This window comes from Paenibacillus sp. FSL K6-0108, assembly GCF_045040695.1.
Lineage (GTDB): Bacteria > Bacillota > Bacilli > Paenibacillales > Paenibacillaceae > Paenibacillus > Paenibacillus pabuli_B.
Window position 1 is genome coordinate 626,743 of record NZ_CP150288.1, and the last position, 26,186, is coordinate 652,928.

Below are 26,186 nucleotides of genomic sequence, written 5' to 3' on the forward strand. Positions count from 1 at the left end.
TCCTTGAATGAATTTACACTGTAATATTATTTCAACCTATATTAGGGGCTGTAAAATGGCATCTATATCAACATCTCCTGATGTTGTGATCGTGTTTTGGGCAAAAAAGTACCAGGGCAATGCCATTTTGCAATCAAAACAGAATGCCCTGGTGGTCATCGTAAATCTAGTGAGCTTTCAGCATCACGTTACACATTAGCTTGCGCAAGAATCGCATTCTTCAATAGTTAATGCCCGGCTGCGGACATAATAAGTCGATTTGATGCCGGCTCTCCAGGCGTGCAGATGCAGTTCCAGGAATTCCGTTGCTTTGATATCTGGACGAACATACAAGTTAAAGCTTTGACCCTGATCGACGTGGCGTTGACGGGCAGCAGCCATATTAATGGAAGCATGTTGATCCACCATGAATGCTGTTTTGTAATACCAGATTGTTTTTTCGGACAGGTCAGGTGCCGGGTTGGCAATCTTGTATGTCGTTTTCTCTTCATAAGACAACAGTTCGTAGAGCGGATCAATGCTGGCTGTCGAACCCGCAATGATGGATGTTGAACCATTTGGTGCAATGGCGAACAACCAGGCGTTACGTACACCGTTTTGTTGTACTTGGGCTTGCAGTTCTTTCCATTGTTCCGTTGTAACGAATTCGCCTACGCGCTCACCTGTTGTGTAATCCCGTTGGTCGAAGTATTTGCCTGTTTGCCAATCGGAGCCTTGGAATTTCGGATAATGTCCTTTTTCCTTGGACAGCTCCATGCTGGCTTTCACGAGCAGATAGTTGATTTTTTCATACAGATTATCGTTATATGTGACTGCTTCTTCGGATTCCCAACGAATGCCTTCAAGAGCAAGCAGGTGATGGAGTCCGAATGTTCCCAGACCAACTGCACGGTACTGACTGTTGGTGTATTGGGCTTGAAGCACTTCAATGTTGTTGATGTCGATTACGTTGTCCAGCATACGAACCTGAATCGGTACCAGACGCTCCAATACATTATGAGGTACAGCGCGTGCCAAGTGAATGGAGTTCAGGTTGCAGACTACGAAATCGCCCGGCACTTTGGAAATCACGATGCGGGTTTGTCCATCTTTGGTAACGAGTTCTTCCTTTTCGACTACCGTTGCAGACTGGTTCTGCATGATTTCGGTACAAAGGTTGGAAGAATACACCATACCGTGTGCACTGTTCGGGTTCGCCCGGTTGACAGTATCCCGGTAGAACATGTAAGGCGTACCCGTTTCCAGTTGGGACTTCATGACACGTTTCATGATGTCAATGGCCTGAACTGTGATTCGGGACAGCAGCGGGTGATTCACCGCTTCCTCATATTTCTCACGGAACGTGCCTTCGCCTACGGACTCATCATAGAAATCTTCCAGCCCGAGTGCACGACCGTTCTCGTCTTTCCAGCCCATCACTTTTTTCGTTTCGTGCGGGCAGAACAGGCTCCACTCGCCGCGGCTGGCTACTCGCTCCATGAACAGGTCAGGCAGGCAAATGCCGTGGAATACGTCATGCGCACGCATCCGCTCGTCACCATTGTTCAGCTTCAGATCGAGGAAGGCCAGAATGTCTTTATGGAAAACGTCCAGATAAACAGCGATCGCACCTTTACGTGTTCCAAGCTGGTCTACGCTGACCGCAGTATTATTGAGTTGGCGAATCCAAGGGATTACGCCAGAGCTTGTATTTTTGTGACCCCGGATGTCCGAACCGCGAGCTCTGACTTTACCGAGGTATACGCCGATGCCGCCGCCCATTTTGCTGAGACGTGCTACATCTGTGTTGGAATCGAAGATGCCCTCAAGGGAATCATCCACGGTATCAATGAAGCAGCTGGAGAGTTGTCCAGCCACTTTTTTGCCCGCATTGGACATCGTAGGTGTAGCTGCTGTCATGTACATGTTGCTCATTGCCCAGTAAGCTTCCTTAACGAGATCCATACGTCTCTCAGCAGGCTCCTGGTGCATCAGGTACATCGCGATAACCATGTAACGCTCTTGAGGCAGTTCCATGACTTTTCCGTCAAAATCATGAGCAAGGTAACGTTCTGCCAGTGTGAGCAAGCCGATGTAGTCGAACAACAGATCGTTGCGGTAGTCGATGCATTCAGCAAGTTCGTCGATCTGCTCTTTGGTGTAACATTCCAGCAGCTCTTCGCGGTAGATGCCTTTCTTCACAAGATCTACAAGAAGCGGGTGGAACGCGCCGTAAGGTTCTTCCGGATAAGATTTGTATCTGCGGTTGGTTGCCGCTTTCTTGTAAAGGGAAGTAAGCAGGGAGCGTGCCGCTGCAAATTTCCAGTTAGGCTCTTCCTTCGTTACCAGTTCCAGTGCGCTCATCATAAAAGCGTTGCTGATCTCGTCTCCGGTAACTTCGTCACGACGGAGCTTGCTGTTTACCCCGCGTACCAGACGTTCCTTGTCCAGCATGTCCAGTCCTTCCAGAATACGATCTGCATATACCGAGATGCGCATATCATCAAAGGCAAGCTGGCGGTTGTTCGGCTTGGTCACAACTTGTGGCATGAATATTCCTCGCTTTCGCATGTTTAAGAGATAAATTGGAGAAATTCTTATATAAAGAATTGAGTGTCTTCTTACGGTGAGATAAAGATATAAGCTGCATATTGCGGACTGAACGGCGGTGATAGCGAGTCGATATAAGACATAAAAGGGTTATTATGTAAACTTTTGTCTGTGGCAGACACGCCTGTATTTAGAGGGTACCGGTGCAGTCCAAATAGCCCCGTTAACCTCCGAGCCAAGTCTGTTTCGAGAAAGCGATTTACACCTACAGGGACGTGCCTTTGGAGGTGATTTCATCCTGTTTTTCGCGAGATTCCAGAAGCTGACTAATAGAAGTGGGGTAATTCAATTTCACTACATTTTGTTGCTGTTCCCATACTTTAACCCAACATATAGTGTTTGTAAACAGGGTCAACACAGTGAAACGTAATTCCGAGTATACCATTTAAGCTGAGATTCCGCAAAGGAAAAGGACTGGAAGATTTGAAGATTTATCAAAAAAAATTTTTGGCCAAATCAGATGACGTCATCACGTCAGTTTGAATTGTAACTCCTTCAACTGGTAGAATAAAAACAGGCAATAATCGACCAAAAATGAGCGGCACCGGCAACTTGCGGGGCCCAAGGGAGGCGGAGTGAAATGGCAATAGCAGAAGTGACCGTAATTCCAATTGGCACCGGGACAACCAGCTTGAGCAGTTATGTGGCAGACATGCAGAAGGTGTTGGAAAACCAGCGGGGCATTACATATCAGTTGACCTCCATGAGTACCATTATCGAAGGCCCGCTCAATGAAGTATTTACATCAATTGCAGCTCTGCATGAAGCTCCGTTTCTATCGGGAGCCCAGCGTGTCTCGACCTCGGTCAAGATCGACGATCGTCGTGACAAACCGGATGCCTCCAGTGTGCAGAAGCTGCAATCTGTTCAGGATCAACTGACATCACGCCAGGCGCGACCGAGCTGACCGGAAGTCAGCTGATTGAGAGAATGATCTTATACAATGTACTGCAAGTCCGTAGTTCGGGGCTTGCAGTTTTTTGCATCTCATTAATGCAAAGAGAAAGACCATATGTTGTCTTCGACGATATACCTGCCCAATTTTCACCAGAGCCCGGTCCAGCGTGTGGTTTTTGCATATAGTGAACTGTACCTCAAATAAAAGGAGGGTTTTCAATGAGTGGAGTAGTTGGAGGAGTAGGTTACGGTGTTGGCGGAGCATGGACATCCACTGGTGCCATCTTGGTTCTGTTCATTCTTCTCGTTATCATCACTAAATCTTTCTGGGTATAATTTGTGGAACTCCGCCGGGTAACCGGTGGGGTTTTTAAGTTGAGGACAAGCCTATAGGAATAGTGAAAACGCCTATTTTGTCAGAGAAGGGCCATAGCCCGGTCCAGAGGTAGGCATAATACATAGCTTAGGGGTGTAGGCAAATGCTAAGGAGGAATGAACAATGAGCGAAGTAAAACCGAATTCACCGAACGGACAGGGACACGTATACGGATACATGGGAGGTTATGAGCAAATGCATGGATACACAGGTCATGAAATGTATGGGTACGGGTATGGATGTGGAACAATGCCAATGGGATATGGTTACGGGTATGCCAATCATGCTCCAATGCTGCATGGTTATCACAAGGGTTGTGGAACTTCTTATGGATACAGCGGGGGAAGCTGGGGATCCATGGGTACGATTCTCGTACTGTTCATTCTTCTGGTCATTATTTCCAAAACAATGTTTATCTAATTCGCAACAGCAGCTGGTTGAGGGAGTTGAATCATACAACTCCGTTGAAAGGCGCCGAGATTGTATCGGTGCCTTTTGGCTGTCCGGGCACGTTTTACTTAAAAGTGAACATGGAAAAACACCCGGAACCCAATTCCGGGTGCTTAGTGTATGTTTTCAATCTTCTCAAGAATAAGTGATATCCAAAACAACAAAAGCCCTACCTCTCTTTTGTCCTTGCGGCTCCGATGACCGCGCCAGTGTGAATGGGAACATCTTGTGAAACTCTGTAATACCGGGTTATTGTGATTCAGGTTCTTCAATCTTCATAGGGTTAATTTGCATATTTGCTGCGGTCGCAGCATGAAGAAAATATTCCGGGGTTTAAAGAAGACAGAAAATCATATGAGGTTGTTTAAAAACCAACTTTTAGAGTATACCACAGGATGTAATTTTTTGCAATAAAAAGGAAGGTTGAAGTTTTTTTTTGAAAACAATTGCGAAAACAACTCATTTTTTTCTTCATTTAGGTAATCCTCTTCAAATGATTCTGCGTAGTTTATAATATGAGGGAAGATACGGAAAGGGGCCCTCGAATGACTGAATCAATAGAGGACAGCAGGTTAATGCGGCAGATTGCGGAACGAGATGCTTTCGCGCTGGAGCTTTTATACGACCGCTACGAGCGGGCGGTGTACTCTTTTGCCTATCGGATCGTTGGTGATCCAATGACAGCAGAAGAGACTGTCCAGGAACTATTTCTGCGGGTATGGAACAATGCTGAACGATATGAGGCCTCTCAGGGGAAGCTGACCACGTGGATGTTCGCCATTACGCGTAACATTGCAGTGGACATGCTGAGGCGAAAATCCAAAGGCGCAGCTACGACATCAGTGGAGAATGAAGCACTGGCGGCATTTGCCGATGAACATACAAATACAGAAGACGAAATAGAACGCAAGTGGGAGGGTATCCGAATCAAGAAGGCCTTGTCCCAGTTAAACGGTGACCAGCAGCAGGTTATTGAATCGATCTATTTTGCAGGCTTAACGCAACAGGAGGTATCCAGCAGATTCGGGATTCCGTTGGGTACGGTAAAGAGCCGTGTCAGGCTTGCAATGCGACAGCTTCAGAAGCTGCTCGCCGATGCTGAATTGCATCCGGATGCGGGAAGGGAGGGCATACATCCATGATAGAACGACATGAGGAATGGTCTGATCTGGCACCGATGTATGTGTTGGGAGGACTCGAAGCGGAGGAAGTGGCAGCATTTGAAGCTCATTTGGCCAATTGTGAGTCTTGTCGCCAGGAGGTGAGGGCACTGCAGGAAGTAACAGGCTTCCTGCCACTCGCGGCGGAACCCGTTGCACCGCCGCCTGGCATGCGAGCACGTGTGCTTGGCAACGTGCTTGGACACGCGCAGGAGAGCGCCGAAGCGAAGCCGGCGGCTCCTCCTGCGCAGCCTGAAGCACCTGTGGTGCTTCAGGAGGATCTTGCGCCGCAGCATGATGCGGCGCAGCCCGGGCAAGGCTTGCCGCCGGTGACGGCGGTGCCTGCAGCCCGGGCGGAAGAGGCTGCACAGACACAGCCGTGGCAGCCTCAGGGGCGCGCGCGTGCGCGCAGCAGCCGCGCCTGGCGCGTGGCGAGCGCAGCCCTTGCGGCAGCGGCGCTCGTGCTTGGCGTTTACGCCGGGCAGCTGCAAGGCCAGATCGATTCGCTGAAGCAGCAAGCTTCGGGCTCATCGGCAGTGCAAGAGCAGCTTGCTCAGGCCCAGGCACAGAATGCGCAGCTGCAGGAGCAGCTTGCTTCATCCCTGCAGCCTGCGCAAGGAATGCAGACAGGCGAAGCCGTTAAGCTTAGCCCTGCGACACAAGACATTGTGGCCCAAGGTCTGGCAACCATCGTCATTGACAGCAAAGGTACACACTTGGTTGTACAGGCGGAGAACTTGCCCACTTTGGAAGGGAACGAGGCGTTCCAGGTTTGGCTGATCAAGGGCGATACGCCTCAGAATGCAGGGACCTTTCTGAGTCATAATGGAACGGGAGCGGTATACTATACGTTAGACTCTGCCAACGATTACGACACGGTTGCAATTACACTTGAACCGGATGCAATGGGTGATGAGCCGCGTGGCACAATGATTCTGGCTGCCAAAATTAAAGGATAAGAAATATATTGCCATATGAGGCTGTTCCCTGCGGGGGACAGTCTTTTTTATATGGTTGTATGCGTACATATAAGTTAGTTGATCGATTCATAGTTAAATTCAGTATGGGAGGTCCATCCGTTAAATGAATTAAATTTTTCGGTTCGAGTAACCGATAACAAATAGGAGGCTGTACCCTTAATCTCCCTCTATTATTATCAATAGGGAGAACTGGTTGGACCTAGAGAGTGAGGGGTTTAGGTGGAAGTATACCGTTCATTTATCTTTCGACTGATGCGGAATTACCTTATCGGTTCAATAGCAGCTGTTTTTGTGGTAGGTACAGTGGTGATGGTGTCTACCTTGCAAATACCGAACATTCAATTTGTACGCCTTATTACCATTGTGTTGATTTCGCTATTGTTTATGCTTGTTGCTGAACTGATTACACTATGGGCACAACTCGGTCCCATTCGGCAATTCTTTGCCGCCGAGCATCATGAAAAGTCCGAATTGACAAAGATGTATGAGAGCATTCACCGTTTTCCGGGACAAACGATCTATCGCATTTTGGGCCCGCATATGCTTGGGTTTTCCTTGCCTGCTGCCGGATTGACGATATGGATGATTTCTACAGGCTGGCTGGAATTTCCGTACGGATATGTCGCAGTTGCAGCTGCATGTGCCTTATTGATTGCCGTGATGCATGCCCTAATTGAATATTTTCTGACGGTACGGGCCGTGAGGCCGCTGCTGCTTGAAGTTCGCCGCCGGGGCAAAGTCCAGTATGGCATGGAGCCAACACTGGGTGGACGTGTTCTGGTTTCCATTCAGCGCAAATTCCAGCTGAGTACCGCACTAATCGGGTTATTTCCATTGTTTCTGTTCTTCCTGGCTACATCGATCCGGCTTCAGTACATAGATAGAGAGTTTGCGAAAGAGTATACGTTGTGGGCGGTTCTTATCGTTATACTGGGCGGGGGATTTGCCCTTGTGGGAAGCTGGCTGCTGATTCGGGATGTTCGCGGTCCGGTTGCGGAGCTGACGGAGGAGATGAATCGAATTCAAGAGGGAGACCTCGGCAGAAGAACGCCTGATCTGTACGCGGATGAGTTTTCTGCGCTCATCTCCGGTTTCAATATGATGATTAATCGGCTAGAGATGAGACAGGAACGCAATCAGCAGCTGCTGCAAAGTTATTTTTCCACCCTGGCAGCTGCATTGGACGCTCGGGACAAATATACGGCTGGTCATTCCATGCGGGTGGCAGAGTACTCCATTATGATAGGCAGATTGAGCGGCATGAATGAAGAACAAGCAGACCTGTTATACAAATCAGCGCTGCTGCATGATATCGGGAAAATCGGAATCCCCGATGAAGTGTTATTAAAAGATGGGAAACTCACCGATGAGGAATTCGCCATCATTTGCACGCATCCCGTTCTTGGAGAGAGTATTTTGCTGCAGATTGAACCGATTGATGCCATGGCAGACTTTCTGCCGGGTGTAAGATCTCATCACGAAAGATATGATGGCAAAGGATATCCAGATGGCATAGCAGGCCAGGAGATTCCGCTGTTTGGCCGTATCATTGCTGTGGCCGATGCTTTTGATGCCATGACGTCTGATCGACCATACCGGAATGGGATGAGCCACGAGAAAGCGTTATCTATTTTGGAAGAAGGAAAAGGGACCCAGTGGGATCCCTATTTTGCAAGCTTGTTTATTGAGGAATGGAGACGGCAACAAGATCTCCAGAAGCCGTCGGAACGAGGGATCAGCTGATCCCCTCTGTCCACTTCGATTCTTTTCTGCGACGACGGTGCAGGGAAAGCCCAGTGATAATTGTAAAAACGCATTCACCGAGTACGACCGCACCCAGGGCGTCATAGATTACATGTTGTTTGATCATTAAGGTGGATAATATAATCAGTGCTGCCCCGGCAGCAACAAATACTTTAACCTGTTTGCGAATGCTCTGAACGGAGAGAACAGCGCGCATCACCAGATAGGAATGAAGGGCATGAATACTTGGAAAACAATTATATGGACGGTCCTGGCCGTAGAGCCATCCAAGAAGAGATGAACCGAGACCTGTACCGGTTAACTCGGGACGCGGCACCATGGTCTGGAAATTAAAATAGATCAGGTAACAAATCCAGACACAGATGTTCATGGATAACAGGACACGATAATAGGTGAGTCGATCCTTGGCGCATAAATAAGCCAGTACACCAAAGACAAACGGATACCAGCCCAGATAGGGTATGGACATGGAAGGTACATAAGGGATGATCCGGTCCAACGGGGAGTTAAGCACAGAGAAACCTCGCTCCGGACTATTCAGAATATCATAGAACATCCCCATGACAGCCAAGGAAAGCATCAAGCTTAATGACAGCCAGTAGGATTTGCTTTTTAACACATGCACAACACCGTTTCTCCTTTCATCCATGTTCGCAAGGAACTGGATCACAACAATTAAAATCGAACAACAATATATTTTACTACTTTCGGCGCACAAATTGAATCACTGATTTGTGTATTTTTGTGCATTTTATTGACGAGGAAGGAATGTCGAAGGTTGAAAGGGCATGATATGATAGAGATGCATACGGACTATGGATTTTTTATCAATGAATACACGACAACAGGAGTGAGTGAATGCAACTTTCAAAAATGTTCGTATTAAATATGGGGATGCTTATTACCATCGCTTACCTTGCCAGTGTGTTCTATAAATACATCGTTATACGCGTTTCATCACGAATAAAACAAATCAGTTCATTGTTCGTACTTATTTTTGCAGGCTGGATCAGCACGGTATTTGGATTTCAGCTTAATGATGAAGTGGTCTTCGACCTTCGCTTTGTTCCTTTAATTGTTGCCGTTATGACGTATAGACAACCCTATAGCGTTATTATCGTAGGGGTGGGGATAGGACTGACTCGGTTAACTTTCGGCATCAATGATGCGACGGTGGCTGCCCTGATCAATATGTCCATTCTAGGTGTGTTGTGTGCAGGGGTAAATATATGGATGAGACGCAGTGACTACAGACTGATTGTTAAAGGTATCATCGTCACTGTCATCGTAAATGTGATCAACAGCCTGAATATTGCTGCTTTTGGTGTTATCCCAGCCGCATATTTTTTCTCGCACATTATGCCGTATACCCTGCCAGCAGGTATTGTGCTCAGTCTTGTTTTTGCTTTTATTTTACGAGATTTTCAGAATGAGCAGAATCGAATATTGCTTATTCAGAGCACCAATCGTTTATTGTCTGTTCAAAAAGAAGAATTGGAGAAAGCCAAGATTGTACTGGAAGACCGTGCGAAGCAGTTAATGATTGCTTCACAGTACAAATCGGAATTCCTCGCTAATATGTCGCACGAACTGCGAACACCGCTGAACAGTGTCATTAATTTTGCACAGATGATCAGTGAGAACGGAGATACGATGGACCAGGAGGATATTGTCCGTTTTGCAGCCATGATTGAACAGTCTGGTCAGGAATTGCTTACATTAATCAACGACATTCTTGATCTGTCCAAAGTGGAGGCAGGCCGGTTGGATATCGCCCTGGAAGATATCAGTGTTGCACAACTTATTGAAGATGCCATGAATCACTTCCAGATGATTGCCGAGAAAAAGGGAATTGGACTGCATCTGGATATGAAACCTGGATTGCCCGAGAATATCTGGTCTGATCCTCAGCGAGTTCAGCAGATTCTTCGAAATCTGATATCCAATGCCATCAAATTTACGCATCAGGGGAAGGTCACACTGACCGTGAGCACCAGGCAGATCAAAAAATCGGGTTTTCAGAGTCACTGGATTGTTTTTTCCGTGCAAGATACGGGAATAGGGATTGCTGAAGATAAACATCAATCCATTTTTGAAGCATTTCAGCAGGCTGATGGGTCGATTAGCCGAAAATTCGGGGGAACAGGACTCGGCCTGTCCATCAGTAGGGATTTGGCGAGACTATTGGATGGATCTATAGAACTTGAAAGTGTTGAGGGCAAGGGAAGCACCTTCAGTCTCTATCTCCCTTTGAAACGTGAAAAAATGAGTTGACAACCTGCACGCTGTGAGTAGAATTTGGGGTGACAACTAGCATCGACCGGCACTTGAAATCCGGTCTAAGGAGTGTATCCCCATACAGAAGACGGTCAACGTGAACCCTCCTCCGTTTGCAGGCAAACCACGGCGCAAGGGTTCGACACAACGCACGAATTTATCCATTGCAACATGGGAGGGTGTACCGGCAATTATTTTGCAGACGTTGCTGGGAGGCCCATTTTTAACCGGATTTCTGCTGTACCTTGGGGCCGGGTCAAGACATATTGGCTTTGTGCTCGCCATTACGACGTTTGTTAATATTGCCCAGATTGGAGCGGCTTACTGGATGCAGCGCATTCGCAGCCGCAAACGTATGCTGATATTGTTTGTCGGGATGCATCGCATCCTGTGGAGTTCGACGGGACTGATCCCGTTCCTGTTTCCCAAGGATTGGTGGGTAGGCGTTTATATTGGTGTGTATACGGTTGCATTCATTGCCAATACGATTGGCGGCATGATCTGGACTTCGTTGATTGGAGATATCGTTCCTGCCAAGGTGAGAGGGCGTTATTTCGGAATTCGAAACACGATTCTGAACGCACTTGGAAGCGTATGCTTATTTGCGGGAGGCATTGTTCTGGACCGTTTTCCCGGGGAGATGGGCTTCTTAATTCTGTTCATTCCTGTATGGATCTGCGCCGTAGCCAATACGGTTATTTATTGCTTTTATCCCGACGTACCGTTTGAACGTTCAACTGAAAAAGTTTTTTGGCGCATGTTCAAGAAGCCGTTTCAGGATCCTTCCTTTCTGAGAGCCGCACTGTTCCTCGCGGCCTGGTTACTGATCCAGACCTTGATCGTTCCGCTTTTTTCCTATGTGATGCTTGACCTGCTTAACATTAATTATCAGACGGTATCTATAATTACCGTTGTGCAGACCCTCGTTATGATGGCTGGGTTCTATATCTGGGGCAATCTGAACGCGAGATTCAGCAACAAAACCTTATTGTTTTGGACATTGCCGATTATTGCTATCTCCTGTCTGTCATGGGGATTGATGTCGTTTATGCCTGTTTTGATAGCGCTTTTTTTATCTCATATCTTTCTTGGTATTGGTGTAGGTGGATTCAACCAGCTTGCCTTTAACTTCACAATAGGAGATACACCGAAAAGCGAAAGACCGATGTTTGTCGCCGTGTATTCGGCTATGACTGGTGTGACCTCGTTCCTTGGACCGCTGATTGGCGGCTGGTTATATGAGAGAATGGAAACCTGGCCGGAAGCATTGAATTGGATTTCCGCCTATGGCTTCCAAGTAGGAGTTGGTACAGCGATGCTGGTTCTTACGTTTACGCTTGGACGTCGTGTGCTTCTGAAATAGAGATGTGGAGGGATGTACTTGGATATTCACGAACGGCAAGCCCTTGTGATTGGAGCTACCGGGCTTGTGGGTGGATTGCTGGTACGCAGCTTGCTTCAGAATCCGGCTTATGGCCGGGTCCGTGTATTGGTCAGACGCCCGCTGAAATGGGAACATCCAAAGCTGGAGCAGCATGTCGTGGACTGGGAACAACTTACAGAGCACAAAGATCTGTTTCGCGATATTGATGATTTATATTGTTGCTTGGGTACAACGATTAAGAAAGCCGGAAGTCAGGAAAAGTTCCGCCAAGTGGATTTTCACTACCCAGTAGAAGCTGCCAAACTTGCCAAGGAGCAGGGGGTATCCCAAATGCTCGTCATTTCTTCGATGGGAGCCGATGCCGGGTCACGTGTATTTTATAGTCGGACCAAGGGAGAGATGGAAGAGGCGTTGTCGGCTATCGGTTTCCGTTCACTGCATATTTTCCGTCCGTCGTTAATCCTCGGAGATCGCAAAGAAAAACGGTTGGGTGAGCAGTTGGCAGCTCGTGTCATGACGTTTCTGGATGGCTGGATGAAAGGCAGAGTGGATAAATACCGGGCAATCCAGGCTTCCACCATAGCTCGGGCCATGATGAATATTGCATTTGTTCAAACTCATGGAAACCATGTGTATTCCAATGATGTCATTCATGTGCTTGGTTTGGATGGTTCCTGATATTTTCATGATCACCCGATACCGGAGTGAAAGCTAAGCTAGATGTTTCTTGGCTGGACGTGATCATGGTATAATAAGCTTCAAAAATGAGTTCGAGCTTGTCTCCTCTCGGCGGCAGGACAGCGAACATGAAGGAGAACTCGTCCATGAAAAAACCAATCTCTACCGATCAGGCGCCAGGCGCCATCGGTCCATACAGCCAGGCCGTTGAAGCAGGCGATTTCATCTATACTTCCGGTCAGCTTGGCCTGAATCCGCAAACAGGAGAATTCGGAGCCGATGTACAGGAGCAGACTCGTTTGTCCCTGAGCAATGTGAAGGCCATTCTTGAGGCAGCAGGCACGAGTATGGACAAAGTCGTGAAAACGACTGTTTTCCTGAAAGACATGAATGATTTTGTTCCGGTAAATGAAGTGTATAGCACGTTCTTCGAACAGCCTTACCCTGCACGCAGTGCGGTTGAAGTCGCTCGTCTGCCGAAGGATGCACTTGTGGAGATTGAGGTCATTGCCCTCAAATAGGGAAGCTGATATTTGCCAAGCAAGGAAGGATACATAGAAGCCGATTTCTGGTCAAATGACTGAAATCGGCTTTTTAGTTTCTGTAAGCAGTTCAAATCCAGATCAATCCCGATCCTGATTACGGGCGAAGAACAGCCATACCGCATAAATGGCCAGTACGATCGCAACGATAATTGCCGTATAATACACGGAGGTGACGTCTTTCTGTTTGAGTGCGATGGCAATGTATGCCCATGTAAAGACAAGTGGATATACGCTATCCCGGTAAGGGAAGCTCACCAGAACAGCAAGCACCAGGCCTACAATTAACATGATGATCGTCCAGGTAGGTTCACTGAGTCCGAAGCCATCCCAGCCGATTTTATATAATAGTACAGCCGCATTGATAATGGTTGCCACGCTCACCCATCCAAGGTATATGCTGAACGGCAGCTTTACGAGCCAGACTTCGGCAGTTGTGGGAAGGGTGATTGCACGCGTCTTTACATACAACATGATGAGGGTGAGCAGAAGCAGAACGATGATGACTAATGCGAGACCGATTTTGAGATTTTGAAAAGCAAAGATCCACGCTACATTAAAAGCGCAGCTTGCTAGAAACCAGTACCCGAGGCGGGTAATGGAGTCCCTTTTCCACGAAGAGGGAACGAATTGATAGATGACAAAGCCTGCGAGCAGCAGATAGATCAGTCCCCATATGGAGAAAGCATAGCCAGCAGGTGTGAGTAATACAGGGTACATATCCGATACTTCTTTGTTGGTCCTGCCTCCGATCGGCAGTGCGTTGGAAAGGTAGTTTACGACGATAACAGCGATAAACCCAATTGCGTTTAACCACTTGTACGGATTGTTACGTGACATGGTGTTTCCTCCTTGGTTTAACAAAAGTGAATGAACCACGGGTCAGTCTACAATGAATATACCCAGTTCTTTCGCATTCTAATAAGAAGCCGCAAAAAAATCACAGGACCGGTGTCTGATATCCTGCGGTTTGCCACTCTCCTATTCGCTGTGCTACGTCTCAATGTACGCGGGTTGAAACAGAAATATGTTAATAGCATGAACGTCTTTCATATTCATTTGTCTGGTAAGTTTATCTATATTCGTTCACAACGTTCTGCTATACTCAAATTTAGGACAAATGGAATCGGTGGGAAGACATGGCGAAGCTGCTCCGAAAGGAGGTGGAGCCGTGTCCCTTGATTTGATCGTGAAGATTCTGGACGCTTTATTAAAGGTCGTCAGTATTTGTACTGGCCTGAGAACTTTATTCAGCGTTAAGAAGACACGTAAGAACAAGAAAAACCACCGACGATAGGTTGGCCCCTTAATTCGGTGGTTTTTCATGCATTTGAAATTCGCGCCGTGGTCACCCATCGGTCTTTTGTCTGGATATCCGCAATGTTAGCGCATTGCGGATATTTTCATATTACCCAGAACTGCTTTCTAATATGACAATAACATATACTTCTATTCACTACAACTCACTACATACGTACAATTATCATTTTGATATTGTGATAAAATGCTAATTCTCAGAGGGAGAGGAAGAAGGTTGTTTACGAGAGAAACGATGGAGAAGCAACAAACGTGGTTTTATGTCGTTGCTCTGTTCGTGGGAGCAGCGATTGGGCTGGGCACCCCTGAATGGGGATCAGCGCTGTATTATACGGTTTCACCTGTGCTTGCCATTTTATTATATAGCATGTTTGCACAGATTCCTTTTTTACAGCTGAAAGAATCCTTGTCCAACCTGCGATTTATTGGAGCTTTGCTGGTCGCTAATTTTATCGTTGTGCCTATGGTTGTGTGGTTGTTAACCCTGGTATTTCCGCAACCTCCTGCCGTACTTATAGGCGTTTATCTGGTACTGCTAACCCCCTGCATTGACTATGTCATTGTTTTTACACAGCTGGGTCGGGGCAATGAGAAATTAATGCTGGCAGCAACGCCAATCCTGTTTGTGATACAAATGGTCTTGCTGCCGGTATATTTGTGGCTGTTCATCGGGAAGGAAGCGGCACAGGTCATGCATGTGGGGCCCTTCGTTGAGGCTTTTCTGTTCCTGATCGTTATTCCGTTGCTGTTAGCTGTTCTTACGCAAGTCTTGACCAAAGGCAAATCGGGAGGAGAACGGGTGATGAACGCAACAGCCTGGCTGCCTGTGCCCATGATGGCTCTGGCTTTGATTGTTGTTGTCGCATCGCAGATCGGGAAGGTGTACCATGATTTTGCCGTGATTGTGGATGTTCTGCCTATCTATCTTCTTTTTCTGGTGGTTATGCCCTTCATATCACGAATCATTGCGGCTCTTTTCCGGTTGGATACGGGCGCAGGCAGGGCCGTTATTTTCAGTGCAGGGACCCGTAATTCACTTGTCGTTCTGCCATTGGCGCTTGCACTGCCTGCAGAGTGGGCCACAATTGCTGCCGCAGTGATTGTAACTCAGACAATCGTCGAGTTGGCGGGAGAGTTGATCTATATTCGTATTGTTCCTTCCGTAATACTGCGGGATCGCTGATCTGTTAGAAAAGTAGATCAAGGGTGTATCTAAGGAGATGCATTCATAATATGTAACAGGAAAGGGGCACCCCAGAGTCATAATATGACGGGATGCTCCTATTATAGTTGGACGAATGGACCGCGTACCGGCAGATGAATTTCTACAGTGCTCGCAGGTCTATTAAGCATTTCCGTCAGATAACGTTTTGCGGTACTCCCCCGGTGTGATGCCCTCCATTTTTTTGAACACTTTACTGAAATACTTCTCGTCCTGATAGCCGACCATCTCCGAGATTTTTGCAATTCGTAGGGAAGGGTTCTGTAATAGCAGCTTGGCGTTATTGATTCTTAGTTTGCCCAAATACTCCGACCAGTTCAATCCGAACTGCTGTTTGAATTTGCGAGATATATATTCGCGACTCAGGTAGAACCGTGCAGCAATCTGCTGCAGAGACAGGTCCTCCTGGTAATGAGCATCCATATAACGTGCGATCTCACTCATCGGGTCCGGTGTGGCGTGATGATGTGCAGTGAGGGCTTTTCCGGCTGCGAGCAGCCGCTGTTCCAGCAGGGAGCGGAGCAAGGGCAGCGATAACAATCCATCACGATCCAAAGGTAATTCGGCGAATGGAATGGATTGTTCCTCTATCGTTTCATCTTCCTCCTTCGGTGGGGCGCCGGCGGCATCGTCGAGCCAACGGCCAATCATCCATTCCATTTCATCCACCCATTGCTGTATCTGCTCCGCTGTGATGACATCGAGCCGGGTGATGGGATCAATCCATTCTGCAACCGCATTGGACACGCTGGAAGCGCGCCCGCTCATTGATGCGAGACGTAAGGACTCCTCAAAGGTAGATAACCGCATTCCTTTGTTTCCGTTGGACGGCTCCAATGCATCGTGAATACACTGCTTTGTTTGGAGAGCATTACGCCGCCACAACCGCAAGCTTGCTTCCTGATATGCTCCCGAGGTTCCCGTAGGATGAAACTCACAGCTGGAGATGCCAAAATGAAGACGGCGCTGGATGGTCTGCTCCAGACCATCGTTCACTTTTTCGAGAATGGTTTGGAGGGATGAACACTGACCCCAGTATAGGAGGACGACTTCATCCGGTTGATCAAGCTGGCGGAACACGACACCTTCGGCAGGTGGGGATAACATCTCTGCACAGATATTCAGCACGGAGAATACGAGCAGATCAGGCTGGCTGCGATACTTTGCCAAGCATTGCGCATCGAGATGGGAGAGGCTGGTGACGGCCACACTGCAACTGTCGATCTGCTTGGGCAGATTTAATTCATCCCGCAGCCGCTGGAATTGGCTATTGTTGCTTCCGCGTCCGACGACAAGCTCGGTGAGCAGTCTGTCATGATAATGCGGACGCATCTGATTAACGACCATGGATTGTCTTGTGGACTGCATACGAACAGCATCGGCTTCTTTCCAGGCATCGACTGCTCTATATAAGGATGAATTCAGTTCGTCTGCTTCCACTGGTTTGAGCAGGTAGTCCGTACCTCCGTATCGAATCGCATGTCTAACCAGTTCAAAATCATCATATCCGCTGATGACCAGTACCTTGCTATTCGGGGCATGAACAGATATCCATTCCAGCAGAGCCATGCCATCCTTGCCAGGCATTCGCATATCACTGAGTACGATTTGCGGTTGATGAGCCGTGATGGCAGCAATCGCTTCGTGACCATCGGCCGCTTCATACAAAGTATCTATTCCTGCGGCTTCCCATTGACCAAGCAGCTTAATCGCATCGCGGACGTGTTTTTCATCATCGACAATCAAGGCTTTCATGTTGTTCACTCTCCCGCGTATATTTTGACTATGATCTCCACACCATTCGGTTCCAGATTGCCGATCGTAAGTGTTGCATTGTATCCCGGAGGTGAGTTCAACTGGAGCCTGCGCATCACGTTACGAAGTCCAATCGACTCGGTCTCATCCGATTCTTGAGAGGAATCGGAAGACATGGATACCGGACGCAACCAACGCTGAATCTCGGACAACTTCTCTTCGGGAATGCAAGGTCCGTTATTTTCCAGCCGAATCTGAATCCAATCGTCCGGCGTTCGCTGACTGGATATGCGTATCCTGCCTTTGCCAGGCTGAACATCCGCTCCGTGCTTGAAGTAATTTTCAATTAAAGGCTGCAAGGTCATCCTCGGCATTTCGGCGCGCAGGGTATCTTCGGCAAAATCCAGTTCAACCTCCAGGCGGTCACCGAACCGCTCTTTTTGCAGTTCCAGATAGAGCCGTGCATGCTCGGCTTCTTCGTGCAAAGTGACCTTGGTCTGGTCACGCATGCTGTAGCGCAGCATTTTGGATAGGGAAGAGAGCAGTACATATACCCGCTGCCCTTGCTGCTGCAGAGCAAGTGTACCAATCGACTGCAGTGTATTGTACAGAAAATGCGGATGGATCTGGGCTTGCAGCGCTTTAAGCTGATTCGTTTTATTCGCAATTTCAAGGCGATATTCCCGCAAAATCAAATTGTTCACCGTATCCATCATATCCCGGAAATGACGGGCCAGCACACCGATCTCATCCCGGCTCGTTAACCGGATATCCACATGCAGACGCCCTGCCTGAATCTGATTCATATAACGCATCAATTGCTTGAGTGGTCCGGTGATCCGGATCGAGATGAACAGGGTTGCCACAATGACCAATAACAGTGCAGCAATAGCGATCATGGCATTATTCCACGTTAAAGTGGTGGCACTTGCGTACAACGTTTCATTCGGAATCTGTTTAACAATGGTCCAGTCTGCAAATGGGCTGCCTAATTGCTGGTACACATACATCGAATGATCCTGTTCAAAATGACCGGAAGCGGTCTGTGTTGTTCCTGCATCGGAACGTGCCGAATTCAGCTTAGTCGATGCTTCCTGACGTAAGCTATCCGTTCCGCTGACTTCCGACTTTCCTTCGAAAATAATCTGGTTCTGATTGTCGATGACATAGATCTGTTCTTTTGCCGGATCATACAGTCTGCTGCAGATTTCAGCAATGGTATTCATGTTCAAATCAATGGCGAGCACGCCCAATCGTTTGGTCGAAGGCACATCCTTGATCACACGGTGAAGGGTAATCACCGTTCTTGGAGGGTCATCGGCTGACGCCGCCTTGAAGCCGTAGGAATGACTAACGTGCGCCGATTCGACCCAGATATCCGGACTTTTATCGTCCGATTTTCCATGAAGCGAGTCGGAGTAGGCCTGTTTGCGCTCTTCCCGCTTCGGGAAAGGATTCGCAATCAATGTCGATTGATTGGCAGCAAAGGAGTGCAGATACAGCTGAAATACATCGGGAACAGCCGAGCGTATCGTCTGCAAGGTAGTGTATACCTCGGCAACGGCACGATAATCGCCGGGGATTTTCGCCAGATTCCGCAGAAAATTCGGATCATTGTACACAGCAAGCGAAGCTCTTGCCACGTTATCCACGTAATTGTTGAGATTGGTAGACGCCTGAAAGATCAGGCGTTTATTCTCGGCAACGGCCTGCTCGCGCAGGGCGGTTTTGGTCTGGATAAACGTCATGCTGATGGATGCCAGCAGCGGAATGGTTGTGGCAATGAGCATAAAAGCGATTAGCTTGGTGCGAATGCTGTAGTATTTTGACATCGTGACACCCCTTCTGGTTGCAGGTTAAGAAAGGACAATATTTTACACCCAACTGTTCACCAGGGTCGGTGTTTCCCTGTGCGAGATTGGAGTTTAATAGAACAAGAGACCAATTTCATCCATCTATAGAAGGGGAGAACGATATGAAGCATCGCAAATCTTCACAGCTGTTACAGCAGCTTGTGTTCGTGGGTCCCTCCATCGTCTTTTTTATTCTCATCATCGTGGTCCCTTTCCTGCTTGGCATGGTGTATTCCTTTACCGACTGGAACGGGGTGTCGGCGAACATTCATTGGGTAGGATTCGACAATTTCAAGCAAATTTTTGCGAATGACCCCAAGTTTCTATCTGCGTTTTGGTTTACGGTGCGCTTCACCGTGGTTGGTGTAATCTTGACCAATGTTATCGGTTTTTTCCTGGCGTATTTCCTGACCAAACCGCTCAAGACGAGAAACTTTCTGCGCACGATCTTTTTTATGCCTAACGTGATCGGTGGATTGTTGCTCGGCTTTATCTGGCAGTTCATATTTGTGAAAGGGTTTTCAGCAGTAGGCGACGTAACAGGTTGGTCCTTCTTCAACCTCCCATGGTTGGGAGACGAGCCGACCGCCTTCTGGGGTATCGTCATTGTATTTGTCTGGCAGACCGCAGGGTATCTGATGGTTATCTACATCTCATCCTTGACCAACGTTTCACCCGATCTGCTGGAAGCTGCCGAAATTGATGGTGCCAGCCGCTGGCAGGTACTGCGCAGCATTATTTTCCCGCTCATTATGCCGGGAGTCACAATCTGTCTGTTCCTTGCCATCTCCTGGTCATTCAAAATGTTCGATCTCAATCTGTCGCTGACCAAAGGCGGACCGTTTGGATCAACAGAATCGGTAGCGCTGAATATTTACAATGAGGCTTTTGTGAATAATCGGTACGGCATCGGTACCGCCAAAGCACTTGTGTTCTTCGTCATCGTTGCCATTATCACCATGATTCAGGTGCGTGTAACGAAGAGCAAGGAGGTGGAGGCATAAGATGGACACGTCAAAAAATTACCGCTTCAGTACCATTGTAACCGAGATTGTTATGGTGGTCATTGGATTATTGTTCCTGGTTCCGTTTTACTTCCTATTTGTCAATTCAGTCAAAACATTCGGTGACCTGCTTACCAATTCGGCCGCATGGCCGGAGGTGTTCCAATGGGGCAACTATGCAAACGCCTGGGAGAAAATTAAATTCCCGTCAGCGCTGATGAACTCGCTCATCGTCACCGTAGTCAGCAATCTGCTGCTGGTGTTGATTAGCTCCATGGCCGCCTACCGAATGGTACGCAGCGATACGCGCTTCAACCGGATTTTGTTCGGCGTGTTTATTGCCGCCATGGTAATTCCGTTTCAGTCTATCATGATTCCACTCGTTACCGTAACCAGTAATCTTGGACTGATCGATAGCCTCTTCGGACTCATCATCTGTTATCTCGGTTTTGGCGCACCGATGTCCATCTTCCTGTTCCACGGATTCGTCAAATCGGTTCCGCTCGAAATTGAAGAGGCAGCTCGGGTGGATGGAAGCTCCGCTTACGGCGTGTTCTTCCGGATTGTATTCCCGCTCATGAAGCCGATGTATGTAACCGTAATCATCCTGAACACACTTTGGATCTGGAATGACTATCTGCTGCCATCCCTGATTCTGCAAAGCTCCAACTTGCGTACCATTCCGATTGCGACCTTTGCGCTCTTCGGACAATATACAAAACAATGGGATCTCGCCCTGCCTGCACTGGTGCTTGGCATTATGCCAATTATCATCTTCTTCCTGCTGATGCAGAAATACATCATTCAGGGGATTACCGCCGGATCAGTTAAAGGGTGAGTGCGAGGGAAGTCCGCTCCGGGATCATGTGCGCTTTCGGTCGCTGTTGCTCCTCGGTGGCCTGAATGAATTCAAGTAAAGAAGCCACCGAGTATCAAAGGCGAGCGCTTCTTCTAAGGGGGAATGACATACTTGCTGGTCAAAGTTCTAACGAACTCACCGCATCTTATGTGGTGAATAATCAAGGCATGCAAAGTTTAACGAATCTCAGTAACGTTAATCTGGTAAAAAAGGTGTCAAAACCTTAAAAATCGATCATATCGACGAAATAACGCTTCCAGGATTCGTTAGAATGCAAACCATAACAAATAGTTGCGAATAGCGTGCGTTGGGTTCGTTAGACTGGAAGAGCGAAGAAAGAAGTTTAACCCTTACTCGCCATACTCATGGCTGAGGGGACACCCCTCTTTAGGAAAGAACCACGTAACTTTGCAAGGTGTAAGGGGGAGACACCGATGAGGGAACGGTTATAAATCAATCGTCGCCTGCATCGAGTGGCTAAAAAATGCAACGAAGCTGTTATACTGAAACTACTATAGGGAGAGTGTATGTATGAAAAGAATGACCAAGTTGACGTTGCTTATGCTGATTGCTTTTTCCGTAATGCTCGCAGGTTGTGGTAACGGAGATAAGAGTGGCAGTCCTGTCAACACAGACGCCCAAAGTGGCGGAGAGGCTGCTGCAGGAGAAAAAACCATTAAAATCTTTCAGTTCAAAGTCGAAATTGCGGAAGCGCTTAACCGGCTCAAAGCGGAATATGAGTCCTCCCATCCAGGCATCAAACTGGACATTCAGACCGTGGGTGGCGGCAGTGACTACGGCGCTGCATTGAAAGCCAAATTCGCTGCCGGCGAACAACCGGATATTTTCAACGTTGGTGGATATCGTGAACTGGACACATGGCTCGAATACCTGGAAGATCTGTCAGGTGAAGCATGGGTAAAAGATGTGCTTGATGTTGCCAAAGAGCCGATGACCAAAGACGGCAAATTGTATGGACAACCGCTGGCGCTGGAAGGCTATGGCTTCATTTATAACAAAGACCTTTTCCAAAAAGCAGGCATCACTGAAATTCCAACCACATTGGAACAATTGGATCAGGCTGCACAGAAACTTCAAGCCGCAGGCATTACCCCGTTCTCCAATGGATATCAGGAGTGGTGGGTACTTGGCAATCATAACGTAAACGTGGCATTTGCGAATCAGGCAGATCCGGTGAAATTTATCCAAGGCCTTAACGAAGGCACTGAGAAAATCCCTGGTAACCAAGTATTCACGGACTGGATGAACATGCTTGACTTGACGTTGAAATACAGCAACAAAAACCCGCTCACAACTGACTACAACACACAGGTAACCCTGTTTGCCAGTGGAGAAGCAGCGATGATGCAGCAAGGGAACTGGACGCAGGTACAAATTGATGGCATCGATCCGAATCTGAATCTCGGCATTCTGCCAATGCCAATTACGAATGAACCGAATGACAAATTGTTTGTTGGTGTGCCAAACTACTGGGTTGTGAACAAGAATTCGCAAGTAAAACCGGAAGCAAAAGAGTTCTTGGAATGGCTCGTGACATCGGATATCGGTAAACAATATATGACCAAAGAGTTCAAATTCATCCCGGCATTCAGTTCGATCCAAGCATCCGAAGAGGACCTGGGTGACCTTGCAACCGAGATCATGAAGTACAGCCAAGAGAACAAAACATTAAGCTGGAACTTCAACCGTTTCCCTGAAGGTGTTCCACAAGAATTTGGCAGCACAATTCAAGCGTATGTTGCAGGTAAATCGGACAAAAAAGCGCTGCTTGATGCATTGCAACAAAACTGGGATAGTCTGAAAAAGTAAGCCAAGCCGGACCCTTTCCATCCTACAGTACACATCAGTACAATACAGTAAGAGCGCTCTCAGTCTAACTGGTTATCCACATGCTCGCAATTGAAGTCGCATTTGATTATCCACAGACAACCGGAGCCACGGTCACAGGATTGAATAAAAGTTTCGAACTCAAATAGGTCAGCCAGAATTGCATTCTGGTTGGCCTATTTTTTTAGATTTGGGGCTCCGCTATCGCAATCGAAAGAATAGCTTGCGATACTGCTCATGAAATGTGGATAACTCCATCAAATGTAGAGGCTCAATAACATATTTAACACAGGGTTAATACTATATGTGGATATCCTGTGTGTACAATGTTCTAAATGTGGACAAGTCCGACAAAACTCCGGCAAAGACCATCTTTTGTTAACGATAAAACTTGTGTTTGTATAATTAGTACTGTATAGTTCTATTTATGACAAATCAAAAATCAATCTCAGATGCTGTGAAATCCAAAAGTTCCAATCCAGTGAATCGGACCAAGGCAGTCGAAGTGGCTGCTCAGTTATTTTTGCGTCAGGGATACAGCTATGTCAGCATGGACGAGGTCGTGCGGACAAGCGGAGTATCCAAATCGAATATTTATTATCATTTCAAAAACAAGGAGGAATTGCTCCAGGCCGTAGTGCAATACTGGATTGCCCAGTATGAATCGCAGCTCTACCTGCTGCTCAGTCAGCGTGAACGAGGTGTGGAAGAACGGATCTATTCATTCATGGCATTACTGTCCGCAGGCATGGAAGGGCGCGATTATAAAGGAAGTTGTCCGTTTATTACATTGTATATGCAGACACCAGCCAGCGCACCCGAAGTGAAAGAAAGCATAGCCCGCTTTTTCCGTGAGCTGCAGCCGATGATGGAGAAGTTGTTGCAGCAAGGGCTGGATCGTGGCGAATTTCGTAAAGGGATTGAGCCGGGACCTGCCGCTGCGTTATTTATTGCAGCTCTGGAGGGTTCACTCGTACTTGCCGAGACTGCGCGCGACATAGGAATTATTGAACAGTCAGCACGTACATTTTGTCAGATGCTTCGGTGAACGAAGCTCTTTTTTTGAGTTAATTTAGTACTGTGTGGTACTAAAAAAATACAATGTGCAGCATGCATTATTAAATACAGAATGCTAAGAGGAGAGATTAGAAATGAGTGTACATAATGAATCAACCACTATTTTAATGACAGGCAGTACCGGGTTTATAGGCAAAGAGGCAGTAAAACAGCTTGGGGACAGTGAAGCACAATTATTGCTGCTTGTACGCTCTGAATCCAGAGCAAGGACGGTTCTGAATGCATACGGAGTAACGGACTTTAGGCACATTACTTTTATTCAGGGGGATTTGTCGGCCCTTGGTCTGGGGCTGAACCAAGCAGATCGTGAACGTGCTCTTCAGGCCAATATCATTATACATGCAGGTGGAACAATGGATGTCACGTTGCAGCCGAAGGTGGCAGAACAGATTTTTATGAATGGGGCAAGAGAGATTGCCAAACTGGCTGAGGAAATTCAGCGTACACACGGATTGAGGCATTTTATCCATGTCGTCGGTTTTATGAGTCCGTATGGGAGGGAGGATTCTCCGTCCATATCTTCAGTCAATGAAGATGTTGGGGATAAGTCGGGCAGGCAGAAGCTATGGATTAGCAAAGCGTTCCACTCCGAAAGCGCTTATGAGCATATGAAATTTGAAGCGGATCGTTATATTCGACAACACGCCGAACAACATGCGTATGCTTTATCGGTGGTAAACCCCAGTACGGTCGTCGGTCCACATCCGACAGGTGCTACCGAACAAACGGGCGGGATTGGCATGATGATACAGGCGATGAGAAGAGGGAGAATGCCGGTGATTCCTGGTGGTCTGCAGCACTGGTTGCCACTCGTCTCCAATGACGTGGTTGCACAGACCCTTGTTTTTCTGACGAGGGACAGCAATCCTTCCGGCGGTACTTATCCCTTGTTATCCAGAAAATCGGACAGCCCGGATATGAAGGAACTGATTCGGTTGCTGGCAGCAGAACTGGATGTAGCGGCACCGCGATGGTCAGTGCCTCTGCCCATGATCCATGCAGCCATGAAGGCTGGTGGCACAAAGATCAGCGGAATACCGCCAGAATCCATTGCGTTTATTACGAAACAGGATTTTGAAGTGCAGCAGACGGAGCGGTTATTTGAGCGAATGGGCAAAAGGTTGCCTGAGGTTAGCGAGCTATTGCCTTACGTGACAGCTGATTTGGACTATCGTTTCAGCTATCCTTCACAGAATGATCTGCCTCAGGGCTGGACTCGGACACGCGTAGGTGTTCTGGCGGCGCTGATGCATGAAGGTCAGGGGGACCCCTGGGTGATTGTGCATGGTTTGATGAGCAGTGCTGACGATATGATGGGCCTGGGAGATACGTTATGGAGTATGACGGGAAATCCGGTATGGCTTGTGGATCTTGCCGGATTTGGACGTTCCCCGGTTCAGCGGAACAAGGAAAGAGGGACGGCCTTTCAAGGGCAGGTCAAAGCGGTGCGTAGTGTACTGGATGAGGTACAAGGTCCGGTCAAACTAGTAGGGCATTCTGTTGGAGCGGCTATCGCCGCGGTGGCCATGCAGGAGAGTGGGCGTCAAAATATTCAGCTTGCCATGCTTCAACCGGTATGGGGCGGAGCAAGGGACGGAAGGCAGCGCTTGGTCTCAAGCTTCCCGAGAAGATTGCTGCGAGGATTGTTGTCACGGATGACTCCTCAGCAAGTAGCCGCGCAGCTAAAAAGAGCAGAAGCGTCGGAGAGCTATCCAACAATGCTTGAGGATTATGCGAGGAGAGCCTCTTCCGGTTTGAAATCTCCACGCATCGCAGGAGCGAATGCTGATTTGCTTCACTGGATACAGTCCCATTCAACCAATAAAGTGCTGCAGACAAGTGTGAGTGCGGAGGCGAACCACACACTCGTGGTTTGGGGGATAAATGATCAGGGATACTCACGCCCCGAAAATATTCATTCATTGGTTCAACATGTGGAACTCCCCTATGGGCATCAATTCCCATTGTTTCATGCCAATGAAACGGCCTCACTGCTTGTGAATTGGCAAATGAAGATACAGTAAACATCGAATTGAGGTATACAGTCCCAAATTACAGAATAATCATGGAACTCCATAATAAAATGTTAAATTATATTACACGTATAGTTAGATTAGATGAATAATAACGTTATTTTCCCTCCTTTTTATACTT

General features: G+C 47.7%; 21 protein-coding genes. 16 read left to right on the plus strand and 5 right to left on the minus strand.

Features of this window, described 5'->3' with window-relative positions:
• Positions 1 to 195: 195 nt before the first annotated feature.
• Positions 196 to 2,529: a ribonucleoside-diphosphate reductase subunit alpha gene (locus MHB49_RS03100; protein WP_247900532.1), complete on the minus strand. Its 2,334-nt coding sequence runs from the start codon at positions 2,527 to 2,529 to the stop codon at positions 196 to 198.
• Positions 2,530 to 3,169: 640 nt separating this feature from the next.
• Here MHB49_RS03100 and MHB49_RS03105 point away from each other — a divergent pair.
• The 6 genes from MHB49_RS03105 to MHB49_RS03130 all read left to right on the plus strand — a co-directional run bounded on the left by MHB49_RS03105 (position 3,170) and on the right by MHB49_RS03130 (position 8,195).
• Complete coding sequence (locus MHB49_RS03105; protein ID WP_405154988.1) at positions 3,170 to 3,496, plus strand: MTH1187 family thiamine-binding protein; 327 nt, start codon at positions 3,170 to 3,172, stop codon at positions 3,494 to 3,496.
• Between the two features lie 209 nt (positions 3,497 to 3,705).
• Complete coding sequence (locus tag MHB49_RS03110; RefSeq protein WP_247900534.1) at positions 3,706 to 3,822, plus strand: YjcZ family sporulation protein; 117 nt, start codon at positions 3,706 to 3,708, stop codon at positions 3,820 to 3,822.
• 163 nt (positions 3,823 to 3,985) lie between these two features.
• Positions 3,986 to 4,282, plus strand: coding sequence for a hypothetical protein (locus MHB49_RS03115; RefSeq protein WP_405154989.1), 297 nt, complete (start codon positions 3,986 to 3,988; stop codon positions 4,280 to 4,282).
• Positions 4,283 to 4,857: 575 nt separating this feature from the next.
• Positions 4,858 to 5,454, plus strand: a complete 597-nt coding sequence (locus MHB49_RS03120; protein WP_405154990.1) for an RNA polymerase sigma factor — start codon at positions 4,858 to 4,860, stop codon at positions 5,452 to 5,454.
• Positions 5,451 to 6,431 carry an anti-sigma factor domain-containing protein gene (locus tag MHB49_RS03125; RefSeq protein ID WP_405154991.1) on the plus strand — a complete coding sequence of 327 codons (981 nt, stop codon included), beginning with the start codon at positions 5,451 to 5,453 and terminating at the stop codon, positions 6,429 to 6,431. Before MHB49_RS03120 ends, MHB49_RS03125 begins: the two co-directional genes overlap by 4 nt.
• A gap of 240 nt (positions 6,432 to 6,671) precedes the next feature.
• Positions 6,672 to 8,195 carry an HD domain-containing phosphohydrolase gene (locus MHB49_RS03130; protein WP_405154992.1) on the plus strand — a complete coding sequence of 508 codons (1,524 nt, stop codon included), beginning with the start codon at positions 6,672 to 6,674 and terminating at the stop codon, positions 8,193 to 8,195.
• On the opposite strand, the gene MHB49_RS03135 is transcribed toward MHB49_RS03130, so the two are convergent.
• A complete protein-coding gene (locus MHB49_RS03135) occupies positions 8,188 to 8,841 on the minus strand; it encodes a phosphatase PAP2 family protein (protein WP_405154993.1) in 654 nt (217 codons plus the stop codon). The genes MHB49_RS03130 and MHB49_RS03135 overlap by 8 nt on opposite strands.
• Before the next feature lie 233 nt (positions 8,842 to 9,074).
• On the opposite strand from MHB49_RS03135, the gene MHB49_RS03140 reads away from it, so the two are divergent.
• The 4 genes from MHB49_RS03140 to MHB49_RS03155 all read left to right on the plus strand — a co-directional run bounded on the left by MHB49_RS03140 (position 9,075) and on the right by MHB49_RS03155 (position 13,076).
• On the plus strand, positions 9,075 to 10,490 hold the full coding sequence (locus MHB49_RS03140; protein WP_405154994.1) for a sensor histidine kinase: 1,416 nt from the start codon (positions 9,075 to 9,077) through the stop codon (positions 10,488 to 10,490).
• A 100-nt stretch (positions 10,491 to 10,590) separates the two neighbouring features.
• Positions 10,591 to 11,856: an MFS transporter gene (locus MHB49_RS03145; protein ID WP_405154995.1), complete on the plus strand. Its 1,266-nt coding sequence runs from the start codon at positions 10,591 to 10,593 to the stop codon at positions 11,854 to 11,856.
• Positions 11,857 to 11,874: 18 nt separating this feature from the next.
• A complete protein-coding gene (locus MHB49_RS03150; protein WP_405154996.1) occupies positions 11,875 to 12,555 on the plus strand; it encodes an oxidoreductase in 681 nt (226 codons plus the stop codon).
• A 146-nt stretch (positions 12,556 to 12,701) separates the two neighbouring features.
• Positions 12,702 to 13,076, plus strand: coding sequence for a RidA family protein (locus tag MHB49_RS03155; RefSeq protein ID WP_024632179.1), 375 nt, complete (start codon positions 12,702 to 12,704; stop codon positions 13,074 to 13,076).
• A 102-nt stretch (positions 13,077 to 13,178) separates the two neighbouring features.
• Here MHB49_RS03155 and MHB49_RS03160 read toward each other — a convergent pair whose 3' ends face one another.
• Positions 13,179 to 13,937 (minus strand): tryptophan-rich sensory protein, encoded by a 759-nt coding sequence (locus MHB49_RS03160; protein ID WP_405154997.1) that lies wholly within the window; start codon positions 13,935 to 13,937, stop codon positions 13,179 to 13,181.
• Positions 13,938 to 14,631: 694 nt separating this feature from the next.
• On the opposite strand from MHB49_RS03160, the gene MHB49_RS03165 reads away from it, so the two are divergent.
• Positions 14,632 to 15,597, plus strand: a complete 966-nt coding sequence (locus tag MHB49_RS03165) for an arsenic resistance protein (RefSeq protein ID WP_405154998.1) — start codon at positions 14,632 to 14,634, stop codon at positions 15,595 to 15,597.
• 162 nt (positions 15,598 to 15,759) lie between these two features.
• Here the strand turns inward: MHB49_RS03165 and MHB49_RS03170 are convergent, their stop codons facing one another.
• On the minus strand, positions 15,760 to 17,391 hold the full coding sequence (locus MHB49_RS03170; RefSeq protein WP_405154999.1) for a response regulator: 1,632 nt from the start codon (positions 17,389 to 17,391) through the stop codon (positions 15,760 to 15,762).
• 5 nt (positions 17,392 to 17,396) lie between these two features.
• A complete protein-coding gene (locus MHB49_RS03175; RefSeq protein WP_405155000.1) occupies positions 17,397 to 19,223 on the minus strand; it encodes a sensor histidine kinase in 1,827 nt (608 codons plus the stop codon).
• Between the two features lie 143 nt (positions 19,224 to 19,366).
• Between MHB49_RS03175 and MHB49_RS03180 the strand changes: the two genes are divergently transcribed.
• The 5 genes from MHB49_RS03180 (at position 19,367) to MHB49_RS03200 (ending at position 26,056) form a co-directional block, all read left to right on the plus strand.
• Entirely contained in the window at positions 19,367 to 20,248 is an 882-nt protein-coding gene (locus MHB49_RS03180; RefSeq protein ID WP_063567994.1) for a carbohydrate ABC transporter permease, read from the plus strand.
• A gap of 1 nt (position 20,249) precedes the next feature.
• Complete coding sequence (locus MHB49_RS03185; protein ID WP_405155001.1) at positions 20,250 to 21,086, plus strand: carbohydrate ABC transporter permease; 837 nt, start codon at positions 20,250 to 20,252, stop codon at positions 21,084 to 21,086.
• Between the two features lie 552 nt (positions 21,087 to 21,638).
• Positions 21,639 to 22,937 carry an ABC transporter substrate-binding protein gene (locus MHB49_RS03190; protein ID WP_405155002.1) on the plus strand — a complete coding sequence of 433 codons (1,299 nt, stop codon included), beginning with the start codon at positions 21,639 to 21,641 and terminating at the stop codon, positions 22,935 to 22,937.
• A gap of 499 nt (positions 22,938 to 23,436) precedes the next feature.
• The gene (locus MHB49_RS03195; RefSeq protein ID WP_247903004.1) at positions 23,437 to 24,003 is read left to right on the plus strand and encodes a TetR/AcrR family transcriptional regulator; all 567 of its coding nucleotides are present in this window, start codon (positions 23,437 to 23,439) and stop codon (positions 24,001 to 24,003) included.
• A 103-nt stretch (positions 24,004 to 24,106) separates the two neighbouring features.
• Positions 24,107 to 26,056: an alpha/beta fold hydrolase gene (locus tag MHB49_RS03200; protein WP_405155003.1), complete on the plus strand. Its 1,950-nt coding sequence runs from the start codon at positions 24,107 to 24,109 to the stop codon at positions 26,054 to 26,056.
• The last annotated feature ends 130 nt before the right edge of the window (positions 26,057 to 26,186 follow it).

Excerpts from the sequence above, each read along its gene's own strand:
- MHB49_RS03100 (WP_247900532.1), bottom strand. The coding sequence starts at position 2,529 with ATGCCACAAGTTGTGACCAAGCCGAACAACCGCCAGCTTGCCTTTGAT.
- MHB49_RS03105 (WP_405154988.1), top strand. The coding sequence starts at position 3,170 with ATGGCAATAGCAGAAGTGACCGTAATTCCAATTGGCACCGGGACAACC.
- MHB49_RS03110 (WP_247900534.1), top strand. The coding sequence starts at position 3,706 with ATGAGTGGAGTAGTTGGAGGAGTAGGTTACGGTGTTGGCGGAGCATGG.
- MHB49_RS03115 (WP_405154989.1), top strand. The coding sequence starts at position 3,986 with ATGAGCGAAGTAAAACCGAATTCACCGAACGGACAGGGACACGTATAC.
- MHB49_RS03120 (WP_405154990.1), top strand. The coding sequence starts at position 4,858 with ATGACTGAATCAATAGAGGACAGCAGGTTAATGCGGCAGATTGCGGAA.
- MHB49_RS03125 (WP_405154991.1), top strand. The coding sequence starts at position 5,451 with ATGATAGAACGACATGAGGAATGGTCTGATCTGGCACCGATGTATGTG.
- MHB49_RS03140 (WP_405154994.1), top strand. The coding sequence starts at position 9,075 with ATGCAACTTTCAAAAATGTTCGTATTAAATATGGGGATGCTTATTACC.
- MHB49_RS03155 (WP_024632179.1), top strand. The coding sequence starts at position 12,702 with ATGAAAAAACCAATCTCTACCGATCAGGCGCCAGGCGCCATCGGTCCA.
- MHB49_RS03160 (WP_405154997.1), bottom strand. The coding sequence starts at position 13,937 with ATGTCACGTAACAATCCGTACAAGTGGTTAAACGCAATTGGGTTTATC.
- MHB49_RS03170 (WP_405154999.1), bottom strand. The coding sequence starts at position 17,391 with ATGAAAGCCTTGATTGTCGATGATGAAAAACACGTCCGCGATGCGATT.
- MHB49_RS03175 (WP_405155000.1), bottom strand. The coding sequence starts at position 19,223 with ATGTCAAAATACTACAGCATTCGCACCAAGCTAATCGCTTTTATGCTC.
- MHB49_RS03180 (WP_063567994.1), top strand. The coding sequence starts at position 19,367 with ATGAAGCATCGCAAATCTTCACAGCTGTTACAGCAGCTTGTGTTCGTG.
- MHB49_RS03185 (WP_405155001.1), top strand. The coding sequence starts at position 20,250 with ATGGACACGTCAAAAAATTACCGCTTCAGTACCATTGTAACCGAGATT.
- MHB49_RS03190 (WP_405155002.1), top strand. The coding sequence starts at position 21,639 with ATGAAAAGAATGACCAAGTTGACGTTGCTTATGCTGATTGCTTTTTCC.
- MHB49_RS03200 (WP_405155003.1), top strand. The coding sequence starts at position 24,107 with ATGAGTGTACATAATGAATCAACCACTATTTTAATGACAGGCAGTACC.